Annotated in this window: 12 protein-coding genes, 1 tRNA gene and 1 pseudogene; 8 read left to right on the top strand and 6 right to left on the bottom strand. The window is 41.8% G+C overall.

Features of this window, described 5'->3' with window-relative positions; genetic code table 11:
- The first annotated feature begins 557 nt into the window (after positions 1-557).
- Together HWQ40_RS08575 and HWQ40_RS08570 are read left to right on the top strand one after the other, a co-directional pair.
- The gene (locus HWQ40_RS08575; protein WP_292776608.1) at positions 558-1355 is read left to right on the top strand and encodes a WecB/TagA/CpsF family glycosyltransferase; all 798 of its coding nucleotides are present in this window, start codon (positions 558-560) and stop codon (positions 1353-1355) included.
- A 251-nt stretch (positions 1356-1606) separates the two neighbouring features.
- Positions 1607-1678: transfer RNA gene (locus tag HWQ40_RS08570), tRNA-Gln, on the top strand.
- Between the two features lie 89 nt (positions 1679-1767).
- Here the strand turns inward: HWQ40_RS08570 and HWQ40_RS08565 are convergent.
- Both HWQ40_RS08565 and HWQ40_RS08560 read right to left on the bottom strand, forming a co-directional pair.
- Entirely contained in the window at positions 1768-2247 is a 480-nt protein-coding gene (locus HWQ40_RS08565) for a hypothetical protein (protein ID WP_292776606.1), read from the bottom strand.
- A 164-nt stretch (positions 2248-2411) separates the two neighbouring features.
- A complete protein-coding gene (locus HWQ40_RS08560) occupies positions 2412-3452 on the bottom strand; it encodes a histone deacetylase family protein (protein WP_292776604.1) in 1041 nt (346 codons plus the stop codon).
- Positions 3453-3578: 126 nt separating this feature from the next.
- Here HWQ40_RS08560 and HWQ40_RS08555 point away from each other — a divergent pair, with 126 nt between their 5' ends.
- Positions 3579-4877, top strand: a complete 1299-nt coding sequence (locus HWQ40_RS08555) for a hypothetical protein (RefSeq protein WP_292776601.1) — start codon at positions 3579-3581, stop codon at positions 4875-4877.
- Positions 4878-5010: 133 nt separating this feature from the next.
- Here HWQ40_RS08555 and HWQ40_RS08550 read toward each other — a convergent pair whose 3' ends face one another.
- The 3 genes from HWQ40_RS08550 to HWQ40_RS08540 form a co-directional block, all read right to left on the bottom strand.
- A complete protein-coding gene (locus tag HWQ40_RS08550; RefSeq protein WP_292776599.1) occupies positions 5011-6156 on the bottom strand; it encodes a SpoIID/LytB domain-containing protein in 1146 nt (381 codons plus the stop codon).
- A 320-nt stretch (positions 6157-6476) separates the two neighbouring features.
- Positions 6477-8669 carry a polysaccharide biosynthesis tyrosine autokinase gene (locus HWQ40_RS08545; RefSeq protein ID WP_292776596.1) on the bottom strand — a complete coding sequence of 731 codons (2193 nt, stop codon included), beginning with the start codon at positions 8667-8669 and terminating at the stop codon, positions 6477-6479.
- A gap of 579 nt (positions 8670-9248) precedes the next feature.
- Positions 9249-10208 (bottom strand): ribonuclease Z, encoded by a 960-nt coding sequence (locus HWQ40_RS08540; protein WP_292776594.1) that lies wholly within the window; start codon positions 10206-10208, stop codon positions 9249-9251.
- A 479-nt stretch (positions 10209-10687) separates the two neighbouring features.
- Here HWQ40_RS08540 and HWQ40_RS08535 point away from each other — a divergent pair, with 479 nt between their 5' ends.
- The 5 genes and pseudogenes from HWQ40_RS08535 to HWQ40_RS08520 all read left to right on the top strand — a co-directional run bounded on the left by HWQ40_RS08535 (position 10688) and on the right by HWQ40_RS08520 (position 14415).
- Positions 10688-10972 carry a hypothetical protein gene (locus HWQ40_RS08535; protein WP_292776592.1) on the top strand — a complete coding sequence of 95 codons (285 nt, stop codon included), beginning with the start codon at positions 10688-10690 and terminating at the stop codon, positions 10970-10972.
- 213 nt (positions 10973-11185) lie between these two features.
- Positions 11186-13522 (top strand): filamentous hemagglutinin N-terminal domain-containing protein, encoded by a 2337-nt coding sequence (locus HWQ40_RS08530; protein WP_292776589.1) that lies wholly within the window; start codon positions 11186-11188, stop codon positions 13520-13522.
- Positions 13523-13919: 397 nt separating this feature from the next.
- Positions 13920-14045, top strand: a complete 126-nt coding sequence (locus HWQ40_RS35590) for a BrnT family toxin (protein WP_366933932.1) — start codon at positions 13920-13922, stop codon at positions 14043-14045.
- Between the two features lie 21 nt (positions 14046-14066).
- A pseudogene (locus HWQ40_RS35585) lies at positions 14067-14207 on the top strand (BrnT family toxin); the annotation flags it as partial.
- Positions 14185-14415, top strand: a complete 231-nt coding sequence (locus HWQ40_RS08520) for a hypothetical protein (protein WP_292752541.1) — start codon at positions 14185-14187, stop codon at positions 14413-14415. The pseudogene HWQ40_RS35585 and the gene HWQ40_RS08520, both read left to right, overlap by 23 nt.
- Positions 14416-14540: 125 nt before the next feature.
- Here HWQ40_RS08520 and HWQ40_RS08515 read toward each other — a convergent pair whose 3' ends face one another.
- On the bottom strand, positions 14541-15257 hold the full coding sequence (locus HWQ40_RS08515; RefSeq protein ID WP_292776587.1) for a Uma2 family endonuclease: 717 nt from the start codon (positions 15255-15257) through the stop codon (positions 14541-14543).
- Between the last annotated feature and the right edge of the window lie 44 nt (positions 15258-15301).

Raw genomic sequence — 15301 nt, 5'->3', positions numbered from 1 at the left:
CTAATTTTACTTTCTACCATTTTTTTGTGCTTTGATTATATTTTGGATGGGTCTAATACAGAGACTAAATTAAATCTGTAATAAATTTGTAAATCATAATCAAAAGTTCTGTTCTTTAAAATATACTAATTTTCATTCAACCTCTTAAGCGCATATTTACGTATAAAATCGGCAGACTAAGTGGCTAGCATTTTACTTTCATACTTAAGCAACTAAGTAGTATATACTACTTAATATACAACATCTCTCTAGGAATTTATCGCAATTATAATGCTTGGATGAACTAACCAAAAATTAATTATGAAGGAAGTATGAATTTTGTCAAGCACTGTCTGAAATCCTTAACATAAAACAGTAAGCTAGGACACAGCAGCAAATAATTCTAATATTACCGATTAAGCCAAAAGTATACTAAAAAGGCAATTGCACCTCCATGTGTTAACTTCCAACAATGACACAAGCCTACAAAAAGTCAGGAGTCATCCAATCCGAATATTAAATAATTTGGATTGGTCTAGGTAATCTATGAATTGTTTTCTTGGATACAGGAGTTATTGATGGTGGCGAGAGTGCTTCTACCTACTAAAAAAGTGCTTGATTTTCCTATTACTGCTTTACGGTTTGACGAGCAGATACAAACAATACTGAAGTGGGCGAGTAGGCGTGAGAGTAAAACTGTATATGTAGCTAATGTACACATGCTCATTGAAGCCCATTGGAATCCAGAGTTTGCCACCGTATTGCGAAATGCAGATATAGTTACTCCTGATGGTATGCCTCTGGTATGGATGATGCGAAAAATGGGAGCGCTTTACCAAGACCGTGTGGCAGGGATGGATATTTTTCTCGCATTGTGTCAGCTAACTCAAACACAAAATCTGAGCATTTTCTTTGTAGGTTCCCAAACAGAAATTCTGTCTAGGATGCAAAACAGGTTAGAGAAGGAATTTCCGCAGATAAAGATTGCGGCGATGGAACCTCTACCCTTTCGTCCCCTAACTGAAATTGAAGACGAAGCCTTGGTTCAAAAGATTAACTCTAGTGGTGCTAGCGCTGTCTTAGTGTCATTGGGATGTCCCAAACAAGAAAATTGGATAGCTCAACATAAGGGCAAAATACAAGCTGTAATGATTGGACTGGGTGGAGTTTTCCCAGTTTATGCCGGAATTCATAAGCGGGCACCCCGCATAGTTCGAGACTTAGGACTTGAATGGCTATATCGATGGATTCAAGAACCGCGCCGACTTTGCGGCCGCTATGCGAAGACTATTCCACTCTTTATATGGCTGGCTACTAAGCAACTACTATCATCAAGTCGCATTGCAGGGGTCTTCCTTCACGAGACTGGGGACTAAAGAAAAAGAAATACGGTAAGACTGACTCTAAGCGGTTCATCGTCAAGGTAAGCAGATTTTAGATGCTAAGGAAAGAATTTTATGCCTGAAGCACGAAGATTCAAGGGTTCACCTGAAAGTGATAAAAGAAGCAAAGTGCAAGGATTCCCACCAATCAATGTCCGGCTGTAAAAACCGATTATCTGAATCAACTATTAAAGTACTTGACATTAACCCAGGACTAAGTGTTATATTAAGCATAGTGAAATTGTTGGGGCGTCGCCAAGTGGTAAGGCAGCGGGTTTTGGTCTCGCCATCCCTGGGTTCGAATCCTAGCGCCCCAGTTAATCTAAAGACAGGCATAACAGCCTGTCTTTTTGAGTATTTAATTGCATTTTTAAGATGTGTCTCAATGCATATAATTCTGTAAATGTTACTTATCAGGAGATTTGAGAGCTTGATCTAGAGTCTTCCGAGCCAGTTCTGCTTTAGCTCGCGCTTCCTGGTAACGCACATTAGCTTGGGCAAAATTTTTGAGAACTTTAAAACCTTCCTTGAGTCGAGTAATTTCCTCTTCTGTCACCGACTCATCAGTGAACAGAATATCAACAGCTTTGCGAATTTCCAACGCTTCAGCTCGTGACTCTTGAACTTTCAGCTTGAGCGTGGCCAGGTTACTTAGAATCTGGACAGCTTGTGTAATGGTATCCTCACCATTAGCAGTATCAATAGTTGATTCTTTTACCTCAATTAATTGTTGAGGGCCAAATCCTTCTTCCAGTTCCGTGGGTAGCTTACCTGCATCCATCAGTTCCATTAGCTGATCCATTGCTTTATCACGGGCTTTGGCTGAATCTTTTCCAGAAACAGTAAGGATAATTTCTGGGCTTTGAGCGAGAGTGTATTGAACCATATTTGAGCAGAAAATTTGCTGATTTAACCAAGCTAAGGTAGGTAATTATATCATTTTGCGTGTCAGGTCATTTGTCGGTTTATCGACTTTAGTGTTAGTTTACCAAATTCATGTAAAGATTTCGTTAATGAACAGCAACTACCTACAGCAGCATTAGCTACTATTCAAACGTTTTCAAAACCTTTAACGAGTTGCCGAGCATTTTCTCGTAAGGCTTCAACGAAATATCCACCCTCTTGCACAAATAGTGTCGGTAGATTCAGAGAGCGAATCATTCTACCGATTTTATAGTAAGAATTAGACTCCAGCGCAAAGCAACCCAGGGGATCAGATTTAAAGGTATCGAAACCTGTCGCCACTACCAAAGTTTCAGCCTTGAACGATAATACCCTGCTGACAGATTTTTCTAGAGCTTTTAGATAAAAAGCCTCATTGCTTCCTTTTGGCAGTGGAATGTTCAAGTTATATCCTTTGCCATCGCCTGAGCCACATTCGTTTTCAAAGCCACTATAGAAGGGATAAAAATCTCTCGAATCGCCATGAATCGAGATTGTTAAAATATCGCCACGCTGATAAAAAATCTGCTGCGTACCGTTACCGTGATGCATATCAATATCAATAATTGCCACTCGGTCAAATTGCTTGCGAAGCTCAACAGCAGCAATGGCAATGTTATTCAAGAAACACATGCCCATTGCCATATCGCGGCAAGCATGATGTCCACTTGGTCTACACAAAGCATAAACAACCAGTTCCCCAGCTTTGATCCGAGATGTCGCTACAATCACCGCAGATACGCTACCTAGTGAATTTTCCCATGTGAATTCCCCGATTGGTGCCGCACAGTCAGCGATGTACCATCCCGCTAAAGCAACAGGGTTTTCGTTGAAGTTGACCAGATAGCGGTTTGGGGAAATATTGGGAAATATTTCAGTGCTAGCATTCTGAATTTGTGACCAATGCGACCAAGCAACCTTGAGATAGTCAATATATTTAGTGTCGTGTACTGCAAGGATTGATTCGCGAAGGATTGAGATGCAAAGTTCTGGCGGCGGTGCAAATTCTATTTCGCATCCTGCCTCCAACAACCCCAAAAGAATTTGCCGACCCCTTAGCGCTACATCGGGGTGTTCAACGAAGCGTCCTCTTTGAAGAAATTGCGAAGGGCCTTGAGCTTCAAAGTATGGACTGACAATGGCTTTCATATAGATAAAATAGTAAGAATTTCTATTTTTAATGATTTCATGCTTTATTCCTACCCCTGCTAAGTCGCTCAAAATAAAACTTTATACTTAAGAAAAGGGAATAAGTTTTAACAGGAGGGGAGAGCAATGGCTCCCAGTCCCACCATCATGCAAGCTGTGGAACAACTGGGCTACCGTGTCACCGTTGGTGATGTGGCAACTCAGGCAGGATTGAACGTCGCTGAAGCTAATCAAAGCTTGTTAGCCCTGGCATCTGATGCTGGCGGACATTTACAGGTAGCGGATTCAGGTGATATAGTTTTCCTTTTTCCACAAAATTTTCGAGCAATTTTGCGTAATAAATACTTCCGGCTACGATTGCAGGAATGGTGGAAAAAGGTCTGGAGTGTTCTGTTTTACGTGATTCGCGCTTCTTTTTTAATTTTCTTAATTGTTTCCATCACCCTGATAATTATTGCTATCTACATTATTACTACCTCTATCAATTCAGACCGTAACGGCGACAATCGGGGCAGTAATTACGGCGGTGGGGGCTTCTTCTATTTTCCAAATTTATTTTGGTATCTTAGCCCAAATTATGACACCCACTACCAGGAACGGCGACGTGAAAGCCGACAAGAAAGCAATCTGAATTTCTTTGAAGCTGTGTTTTCGTTTTTGTTTGGCGATGGTAATCCAAACGCCAACTTAGAAGAACGTCGCTGGCAAGAAATTGCTACGGTGATTCGGAGTAACCGTGGTGCAGTGGTAGCAGAACAAATTACCCCATATTTGGATGACATCGGCGAGGGATACACAAGAGAGTACGAAGATTATATGCTGCCCGTTCTGACGCGGTTTAATGGGCAACCAGGGGTAAGCCCAGAAGGGCAAATTGTTTATTACTTCCCAGAGTTGCAGGTGAGTGCAGTTAAAAAGCGCCGTCATGCAATATCAGATCACTTAGAGGAATTTCCCTGGCGTTTTAGCGCCGCAAGTTCCGGGCAAATTATGCTGAGTGCTGGGTTAGGGATACTAAATTTTGTTGGTGCTTTAGTACTGGGAAGTTTATTGAGAGATGGAACTGTTGCCGTCCAGTTAGGTGGACTGGTAGCTTTTGTGCAAGGAATTTATTGGCTGCTATTGGCTTACGGAGCAGGTTTTTTAGGCATACCGATATTGCGTTATTTCTGGATTCAGTGGCGTAATCGCAAAATAGGTGATCGCAACCGCGATCGCCTTTCCAGAGCAAGGCTATTGGCAAGTTCTGATGCACTTTTGCAACAAAAAATCAACTATGCCCAACAATTTGCAACAGAAAAAGTCATTGGCAACGAAGATTTAGTGTATTCTAGCGAAACTGACTTACTCGACCAAGAAGTTGAACGTTCTGCAAAAATTGATGCTGAATGGCAACGGCGCTTAGAACGTGGGAGTGGGGAATAGGGAGCAGAGGGGCAGGGGAGCAGGGGAGCAGGGGACAAGGAGATAAACTCAGCACTGGCTCAACCCTAGCTATCCGCTAACAGCACTCCTTTGCCCCATGCCCAATGCCCAGTGCCCCATGCCCAATCCCCAATTACTTCGCCTGAATTGGTGTTAGAGCTACACCTTGATAATAATGTCCCAAAATTTGCAGATGGTTCACTCCTTGCCGAGCCAGATTGTACGCCCCCCACTGACTCATGCCTAAAGCATGACCGTAGCCAAGCCCTTGCAGTACAAAACTACCATCGGCCCCCTTGGTGACCCTAAATTTGGTACTTTTTAACTTGAGGGCTGTTCGCACTTTCTCGCCTTCCAGAACCTTCGTGCCCTTGTTGCCGACAATTTTTAAAACTTTAACACTGCCAAAAGGTGAGTATGTTTCTGGAATCATCGCCGTCACACTGCCCACCTCAGGAAATTTAGCGCTAATTTCACTGGGCGAGAAGGTTTTCACCCAATTACACTCGCGGATATTTTGATCGTAGTCTTGAACAGCACGTAGATAAGGTTCGCTGCTTCCCCAAACATCTTCTACGTTTTCAGTGTGTCCCCCAGAACAAGCGTGGAAGACTGAGAGAATAATCCGGTTTTTGTAAGTTAGTACCTGCCCTAGTGTGGAATCCACTGCGGTGTAAGTAGCAGGAGATTCACTAATGACACCTTTGTAAATTTGCCAGCGATCGGGGGTATTGCCTAAATCGTAAACGGGATTATTTCGTTGTTTTTCCCGTTCGTAGAGGGCATAAGTGCGGGCTGCGATCGCTTGGGCTTTTAAAGCTTCTTGGGGCCAGCTAGCATCCATTTCGCCACCAAGAACACTGTAGAGATATTCTTGGTCATCAACCCAGTTAACAGCGGTTAAGCCTTTTTCTGTGGGGACAACCAGAGTTCTGCCTCGATACCAGCGATCGCCAATATAAACAAATCCCTTGCCAGTTGGCTCAATCCAAAATAAACCAGATTGCCACTTATCTAAAGCAACTCCGCCAGGAACGGCTTGGGCATAATATGCACTCATTGCTGGCAACTGTCCAAGAGTCCGGCCAGTACTATCCTTAACGATCCCAGTGGTGGAACTACCCACTTTTACCTGATTAACGCCCCTCTCAATTGCCACGCGTAGAATTACAGACGCTTGGGCTGGGGCAACCAAAGCAATCCACAAAAAGATACTTACCCACCAATAACGTACTTTAATCTGAGAAAATAAGGAGTCTAAGTAAAGTTGGAATTTCATACCGATCATCTAATCACACTAGTATCTAATTGACGCTCTGGATTATGGCGTCTACTACTTTAAGATGAGACAGTTCTCCAACGCAGGAGGTTGCCACCTCCTACTAATTATGCATTTTGCTTTAACTATAAGTTTGCTTTAACTATTAAGGTAGAAATCAGGTGAAGGGGGAGGAGGGGAGACAAGGAAACAAGGGGGAATTATTGAACAAGTCTCTCCCTTGTTTCTTCTCCATGCCCAATGACGGCAGTTGCTCCACTTGGGGAAACCCCAAGACCGCACTGCCTCCCCAATGCCCAATTCTCCCCTGCTTCTTCAGTCTACGATGCCAATACCTTTTGAGAATTGCTCGCTTCATTAGCGATAATTCCAATTAAATTTAACTTACTCAAAATTTCTGTTGCTTGAGTCAGTTCAGTTCGAGTCACTTTCCCCATGCGCTCTACCATTACAATACCACTGCAAAAAGATGCCACAATACTGGCATCAACCGTGCCTAAAATAGATGGAGCATCTATTAGTACTAGGTCATAACTTTGCTCAAAGACCTCTATTAGTTCTTTCATCCGTTGAGAACTGAGCAACTTCACTGTGTCTTCTGGTTCTGGCCCAGCAGTCAAAATATCAATCGAGGGGTGAATGGGCTGGATGTAATCTTGAAAATGAGTAGTTGTCTCATCAACTAATAACAGAGATAGCCCCCAGTCATTGGATAGTTCCAGAATTTTGTGCAGGCTAGGATTATGTAGGTTAGCATCAATTACTAATACCCGTCGATGCATCCGGGTAGCACTAGTTACAAGGCCTAATACTAAGGTTGTCTTCCCTTCCCCTGGTAGTGCTGAAGTAAACATCAGCGACTTGAACCGTAAGGGATATTTTAATATTTGAATATTTTGGTAGATCATGTCCAAAGTTTCATGGACGGGCAATTTATTACTGGCTTCTATTACAGAAGAATCTGAGCTTCCTCGGCCATTCCAAGCCAGGCCCAGCCGCCGCTTTTTGACACCACGTGACGGGAGTTTTGGTACCGATCCCAGTACACGTAGGTTCGTCAGTTTCTTTAAATCTCCGGCACAATAAATAGCGTCATTAAACTTTTCCAAAATCAGGGCTGCTAAGATACCTAAAATCGGCCCAATTACCGCTCCTCCAAGCAAGAGTAATAATCTGTTGTTACCCATATAAGTACCGGGAGAAGGTTCTGCCAAAACTTGCCAGTTATATCCTTCCTGAGCAATTTTCAGTCCCAATGACTGTTGCGCCTGGAGTAGTTGTTCAAGGTTTTTGCGACTAGTTTCTACCTTTGGCAGCAGATGATTATACTCTGCTATTATACTTGGGTATTTGTTTAGCTCAGAGCGGAGCCGCTGTTCTGACTCGACTAGATTTTTTTCATTGGCAGTTAGCCCCAAAACACTTGTCTGTACCAAAACAAACTCATCTACAAGTGTTGGATCAATCCCTAACATTTGTCCTTTAAATAAGGGTTTTTCCTTACTGCTATTAGTAATAGTTTTCACCTCTTCTCGTAATAGGGACAGTTGACTTTGGCGTTGCTGCTTTAGTTTTTGTACCGATGGGTAATCATCTGTATAGCGGAGCCGCTCCTTAGCCAATGCTAGTTCAGTCTTTTGAATTTCACTTAATAATGATTGATAGCGGCTTGACTGATTTAAACGAGAAGAAATTAGTGTATTCTGCTGGGATGAAGACGCTATTAGTTGCTCTAGATTATCGTAGCGAGCGTTTACATCTTGAAGGTTGGCACGAGTGGTTTGTAGCTGTTGTTGAATATCGGCTAAAGATTCTAGCAGGATTTTACTTTGGACTTCGGGATCGACTAATTTATGTTTCTTGCGAAATTGTTCTAAGTTTTTCTCAGCTTTACTCACCTCTTTTTTTATCTCAGGTAGGCGAGTGTTTACAAAAGTTAATCCCTGATTCAGACGTTCTTTTTGCTGCTGTTTGTTGTAGTTTTGATAGACTTTCTGTAGAGCTTGAAGTACTCTTTGTGCTTTTACTGGATCTTGATCATTAAAAGAAACTTTAAATGCCTGATTAAAAACTTTATTTGCCCCTATGCCTCCCGCTTCTGGTGTTACTTCTAAAAATGCTTTTTTGTTGTGTTCTTCTTGACCATTGATGTCTTGTAAGGTAATATCAGGATAATCAGAATGGAGTAAATCTACAGCTTTCTGAAGCAACTTAGAACTCAGCATGAGTTTCATCTGAGTAGTGGAATCAACAACTTGAGAATTTGAATCAGTAACCTGAGTATTTGACTGTGCCCCTTCAGATAAATTGGAATTCACCAATATCTGCATATTGCTCTGGTAAGTAGGTTTGGCCATGACAGCCAAGAGGCTAGCAGCTGACATAACTATACAGGAAACCCCAAAGATCAGAAAGCGTCGGCGAAGCAAAATAGTAGATAGTTGTCTGATGTCAACTGCGCCTTGTGCTGAAGTAGTAACCTGTTGCTCTTGATTCAGACTAGTCTTAGCCACTATAAAACTCCTCTAATATCGAAACACTATATTTATTTGGAAGATTTATGAGAAATATGAAATGATTTTTTTACACTTAATAGCTGCGATCGCATACTTAATTCTTCTTCCAACAATGACAAGCAAATTTGGCATAACATTATGCCAACTGGCGCTTTCATGTTCATCAATTCATCCATATAAATTCTTAATCAGTGTTGGAAAAATAAATTTTTAATAAATATTTTATTTAAAGAAGAAAAATCTTGACGAAAAATTAATTATTTTTCCTAAGTATTTGAGTATAAAATTATCCAATTCACAACATTAATATATATTAAAGTTATTTTGATAACTTGTAATAGAATAAACACACTGAGAAAAATATTTAAACCATACTATTTGTATATTCTTGATACATCTAGTTAACCGCAAATTGTTGGTTAAATAGTTGACTTACTCAGAAAACTAAACTGCTGTTTATTTGCTTGATATTCTGATTGAGACTATTAAAATCTAAGATAGAGCCTGGTTAATTTTAGATTTTAGATTAGAAGCGTTCAATAGGAAATCTAAAATCTAAAATCCAAAATCCAAAATTTAAACGCCTACCTTGGTTAACTCTACTTCCCGCCGTCTGGGTACTTCATGAATCATAAAATCGTAAGCCATATCAGTACGCGGAAAAATAGCACGAGCTTCTTTGAGGAGATCCTTCAACTCCAAAGTATTTCCGGGAGCATAGCGGGGACTGAAATGACTCATAATCAGTTGATGCGCCCCAGCAGCTAAAGCTGTTTGCGCTGCCATTGTGGTTGTGGAATGCAATCGCTGAAAAGCCATATCTGCATCTTGATGGGCAAAGGTTGCTTCGTGAATTAATACATCAACATCATGAGCTAATTCCACTGCACCATCACAATAAATTGTGTCTGTACAATAAGCAATCTTTCGACCAATTTCTGTAGGGCCGCACAATTGGGTGCCATCAATCACCCGTCCGTCCGTAAGGGTAACTGTTTCACCGCGCTTGAGTTGACCGTAAACCCGACCAGGAGGAATTTGCAACGCCTTGGCTTTTTCCACATCAAAGCGTCCGGCTCGGTCTTTTTCAGTTACGCGGTAGCCGAAAGCTGTAATCCGATGATGCAAATTACCGCAGCTAACAGTGAAGTCATCGTCTTCATAAATTATCCCTGGACGGATGGCGTGAACTTTGATTGGGTAAGAAAAGTGCGTGTAGGAATAACGTGAGGCGGATTGAATGTAATCATTTAATCCAGGTGGGCCATAGATATCAATTCGTTTCACATTACCAGCCAAGCCGCAAGTAGCAAGAAGTCCCATCAAGCCAAAGATGTGGTCGCCGTGCATGTGGGTGATAAAAATTCGGGAGAGTTGACTGATTTTCAGTTCACTCCGCATAATTTGATGCTGAGTACCTTCGCCACAGTCGAATAACCACAGTTCTGCCCTTTGGGGTAATCTCAGAGCGACACTGGAAACATTGCGCGATCGCGTGGGTACACCGGAACTCGTCCCTAAGAATGTTATCTGCACAGTGTTCTTTAGTCTTCCTATTGCTCAATTTGCAGCTCTATTTTCTATAGTGGCACGGTTAATGAGTAAAATATTTAGGATTTTGGGGATTGGGCATGGGGGATTGGGCATATAAGCGATCGCCTTAATAAAGCTTCTGGGTTTATTTAAACCGTAAGCAGAGTGTGAGACTTGAGGAGGTATCAATTACTCAATTCTCTTGAGCAATCAACGCTAAGTAGCCAGATTCATGAATCCTTTAAACAAATACGGCAGAAATATATGAAGTTTTGTAACACAGTGCGTAATTATTACTAGCCAAGCTGAAGTCATAATTATCGGAGTTCGCAAGAGCGTTAGAAACCTAATGCTTTCGTACCGCTCTAGACTTTGTATTATTGATTTCTTCGTTGCCAAACTGTACTAATCAAACTCACGTTAATTTAGTACATCACAAGATAAGTTCGCACATTTGTCAGTCTACAAGGAGAGTAAAATTTATGGAATCTCAAAAAATACAGCAGTTAACAAACGACATTCAAAATGAGTTTAGTGAAATACCAAAAAACTCTGAGGTGGATGCTGCGCTTGTTGTAAATGAAAATGAGGGTGTATTAGACAACAATTCGATAGACTTGCACACCAGTACCGACTCAAATGAAATTGAATTTAATGATGCTGTAGGTGATAATCAAGCTCAAAAATCTTCACGAATAATTCCTGGTCAACATATTAAGCAAAAGGGTTGCTACTTGGACAATCACGGCAGTATGATCTGCCCTTGAAAACATTATCATTTTTTCGTTATGGCAAAACAATGTTTTGCCATTTATATTATTTTGCATAGGTAAAAGTAATTGACACCCTTATGAATTCAGCTCGGGAGATTCTTGGTTAAATAAGTTCACTTGAATTTAAGCTGCATAGATAACCTAATTATCCTAATTAGTAATGAGCAGTAATTCATTAAACTATTGTTTTTTTGGGTGAATTCTGTAATGAATAAAAGCCGAAGCAATTGGTACTGTAAGTTAGGATTAGTAAGTGCCTTAGGAATTAGTGGAGTGCTCACATTCTTTGGGAACTCTGCTTTAGCCCAGATTATCAAAGATAACACCCTGGGATCTGAAAGTTCAGTTGTTACACACAAGATAATCAATGATCAACCTACTGAACAAATTGATGGTGGAACAACTCGTGGCACAAATCTTTTCCACAGCTTTGAACAGTTTTCTGTACTTACTGGAAGCACAGCTTATTTTAACAATGCGGCAAACATTCAAAACATCATCAGTCGGGTAACAGGTAAGTCTTTTTCTAATATTGATGGCATTATTAAAGCTAACGGTTCAGCCAACCTGTTTCTGATTAATCCTAATGGGATTGTTTTTGGCCCTAATGCTTCTCTAAACATCGGCGGTTCATTTGTGGGCAGTACGGGGAGTAGTTTGAATTTTGCCGATGGTACAAAGTTTAGTGCTACAGATCCCAAAGGCGTACCCCTGCTAACAGTAAGTGTTCCCATTGGTTTACAATTCGGAGCAACTGCGGCTCCCATCCGCAATCAATCCCAAGCGAATCCAGATGGCGTACCTGACCCTGTTGGTCTTCAAGTGGGGCTAGGTAAAACCTTGGCACTTGTAGGTGGTGACATAACACTGGAGGGCGGGAATTTAACAGCACCAGGAGGACGAATTGAGCTAGGAAGTGTCACTGCCAATAGTTTAGTTAGTTTGAACTCAACAAACCAAAGTTTGATTTTGGGATATGAAAATGTCCAGAATTTTCAGGATATTCAACTAATCCAGCGGCAAAATATTAACGGTACTGGAGTTCCTTCTCAAGTGGATGCCAGTGGAGATGGTGGCGGTAATATCCAAGTGCAGGGTAATACAGTAGAACTCATTGGTAATCTTGTGCGAATCACAACTCGGCCTACGGCTACGGGAAATGGCGGAGACTTAACAATTAACACGACGAAATTAATTGTTCGGGATGGTGCACAAGTATACACTTCTTCTATAACCAAGGGTAACGGGGGAAATTTGACTGTGAACGCCTCTGAGTCTGTAGAGCTAATCGGTGGGTTTTTTAGCCCAAATATGGGGAATCGACCTAGTTCATTGTTTAGTTCAACAGGCTTTGCTGGAAATGCGGGTGACATAACTATCAACACGAAAAGGTTGTATATCCAAGATGGGGCCAACATATCAACACAGACTCTAGCAAACTCACAATTGATAGCAGCTACAGGGGCAGGAGGAAATTTGACTGTAAACGCCTCTGAGTCTGTAGAGCTAATTGGAACCTCAGTAAATGGTTATCCCAGTGGCTTATTTGCTGCGACTAATGGTTCTGGAGATGCCGGAAAACTGAAAATTACCACAGGGAAATTGATTATCCAGGATAGGGCTGAATTAAATGTGAGTAGTAAATTTGAACAGAATTTCACTTACCCAGGAGATGCATATATATTAGGTAAAGCAGGTGATCTAAATGTAACTGCTCGCTCCATACTTCTGAACAACGCAGGAAAACTCACATCTAATAGTGATTCAGGTCGGGGTGGTGATATTTCGCTACAGGTAAGGGACTTCTTACAGTTGCGGCGCAACAGTCAAATAACTACTAATGCAGGGGGTAAGGGAGATGGTGGTAATATCTTCATCAATGTACCTAATAGTAGTAATAGCTTCATCGTACCTAATAGTAATACCTTCATCGTCGCTGTTCCTAATGAAAATAGCGACATCAGTGCTAGTGCTGTTGGCGGCAATGGTGGTAATGTCAAAATCAACGCTCTTGATATCATAGGCACGCAATATAGAGAAGATCCGACTAATTATAGTGACATTACTGCCAGTTCCGAGTTTGGATTAAATGGCACTGTACAAATCAACTCACCAGATGTTGACCCCAGTAAAGGATTAGTAGAACTACCCGTAAATCTGGTTGATGCTTCGCAGCAAATTGCTGCTAGTTGTAGTTCTGGTGGAAAAATAGCACGAAATTCATTTATTATCACTGGGCGTGGAGGACTAGTAGCCGATCCCACGGAGCCATTGATAGCTGATGATGCGGTACTGGCAGATTGGATCACACTCTCTCCACATAATCAGAATCGTGCTGGCGGTATTCAGAAAAGAGCCGTTGTTCAGGCGCAGCGAAACACAGAAGAAAAATCACAGAAAGTTAATTCTGTCAATGAACCTACTCAAATTGTAGAAGCCCAAGGATGGGTAATGGATGCCAATGGGAACGTGATTCTAGTTGCTCAAGTACCCACAGCGACCCATAACTCCTCGCTCACCTCTAAATCTTGCCCTGCTAATTAGGCGTGAGTTCGACAAACCTCTCCCTACCTTCAACTAAAGTTCAAGCTTGTCCCTCTTTGATCTAAAGAGGGACAGGTTTTGCGTAGTCAAACCAGGGAGAGGTCTTTGTCTTAAGATTGTTTTAGGATAAACGCAATCAGCAATTGTGTAGGCGTAGCCAGCCGTAGGCATCGCCGAAATAACAATTGCGTTCGCCAAAATAACAATTGCGTTCGCCGAAATAGCAATTGGGTTCGCCGAAATAGCAAATGCGTTCGCCGAAATAACAATTGGGTTCGCCGAAATAACAATTGGGTTCGCCGAAATAACAATTGGGTTCGCCAAAATAGCAAATGCTGTCGTTCTGCTCCCCACAAATTATGATTTCATTGCAAGTAGAGTAGCCTCATATCAAGGCATGAATTTAGAATTTGAGTGGGATAACCAAAAAGCTAGTTTGAATCTCAACAAGCACCGCATCAGCTTTGAAGCGGCTAAGACTGTCTTTAACGACTCTCTAGCTTACATATTCAATGATGAATAGCACTCTGTTGGTGAACGTCGAGAAATCATCATCGGACATGATCAAGACGATCGCCTGTTATTAGTCTGTTTTACAGAAAGAGCAAACGTTATCCGTATCATTAGCGCACGTCTAGCAACCAAGAAAGAACGAAAAGATTATGAAGAATTCACAGGCTTCTGAATTCTGCAACAACGCAGATGATGACTTGCTTCCAGAGTATAACTTTGACTATCGCAAAGCCTTGCCCAACCGTTTTGCTAGTCAGCAAGAAAAAGCTCCTTTGACAGTTACTCTTGATGCTGATGTCGCTGAGATATTCAAAACATCAGAAGCTGTTAACAACGCTCTCCGTGCCTTACTCTCAGCAATTCCAAAGACTGAAAGATAAATTGCGTAGGCGTAGCCCGCCGTAGGCATCGCTATTGCCTATTCTCTAACTCGCCCATAGCCAAAGGCGCTCATGTTGACCACCTCACAAGATTAAATAATTTATGGCGTTGGAAATCCCATAAGTTAAACAGTCTCTGGATCAATGTTTAATTCTCGTAACTTCGCGGCCATGCGCGATCGCAATTGCTGCTCTTGTTGTAACCGTTCTGCTCCCCACAGCAGCAATTGTCCAGCTTCATCCCACCAGCGCAACCAATAGCCAGTGCGATTTACTTTCACACCCTGCCAAATTCCTAAAAACAGCCCAATGCTGGCAATCCAATACTGTCTATCCTGATTCGGTTGCTGGAGTTCATATTGTCCTGAAGCACCTAGTTGATAGACTTCCACCCACCCCGCCTCTGGTTCAAAAATTACATAGATGGGGACTTGGAGAATGCGCTCATAGTAGTACCACTTACCAGGTGGGTACTTAGCTTTAATTGAGTACTCACTACCTTCTGTCTCTGACAAAAATTCCATGACGATTGCCGGAACTTCTCCTTCTAGCTTCTGGGTATAACTACGACGGTTTTGGTTTGGTGGAACTGTCGGTAACACAGAAGCGACATAGAACCAATCTGGGGCTTTAATCACCAACTTGCCATCTACAGTTGCACAAATCCCAAAATTTGTACCAATAAGTATTTGAGGCTGAATTAACCCTGCCAGTTCCAAGCTTTCAGTGAGGGCAAATGCGACCGCTGGCTGACTGATGTTGTCCACAGGCTCATCGGGTAAAGGAAAGTCATCAGGTAACTTTTCCCAAGTGACAATGGGTTCACTGATGGTGGTTGACATAAAAACCTGGAATCAGTTGGCTATTGCTATTATGTCGCACAACT

The sequence above is a fragment of the Nostoc sp. NMS9 genome (genome assembly GCF_017114995.1).
GTDB lineage: Bacteria > Cyanobacteriota > Cyanobacteriia > Cyanobacteriales > Nostocaceae > Nostoc.
This window is presented reverse-complemented; position numbering and strand designations above follow the sequence as displayed.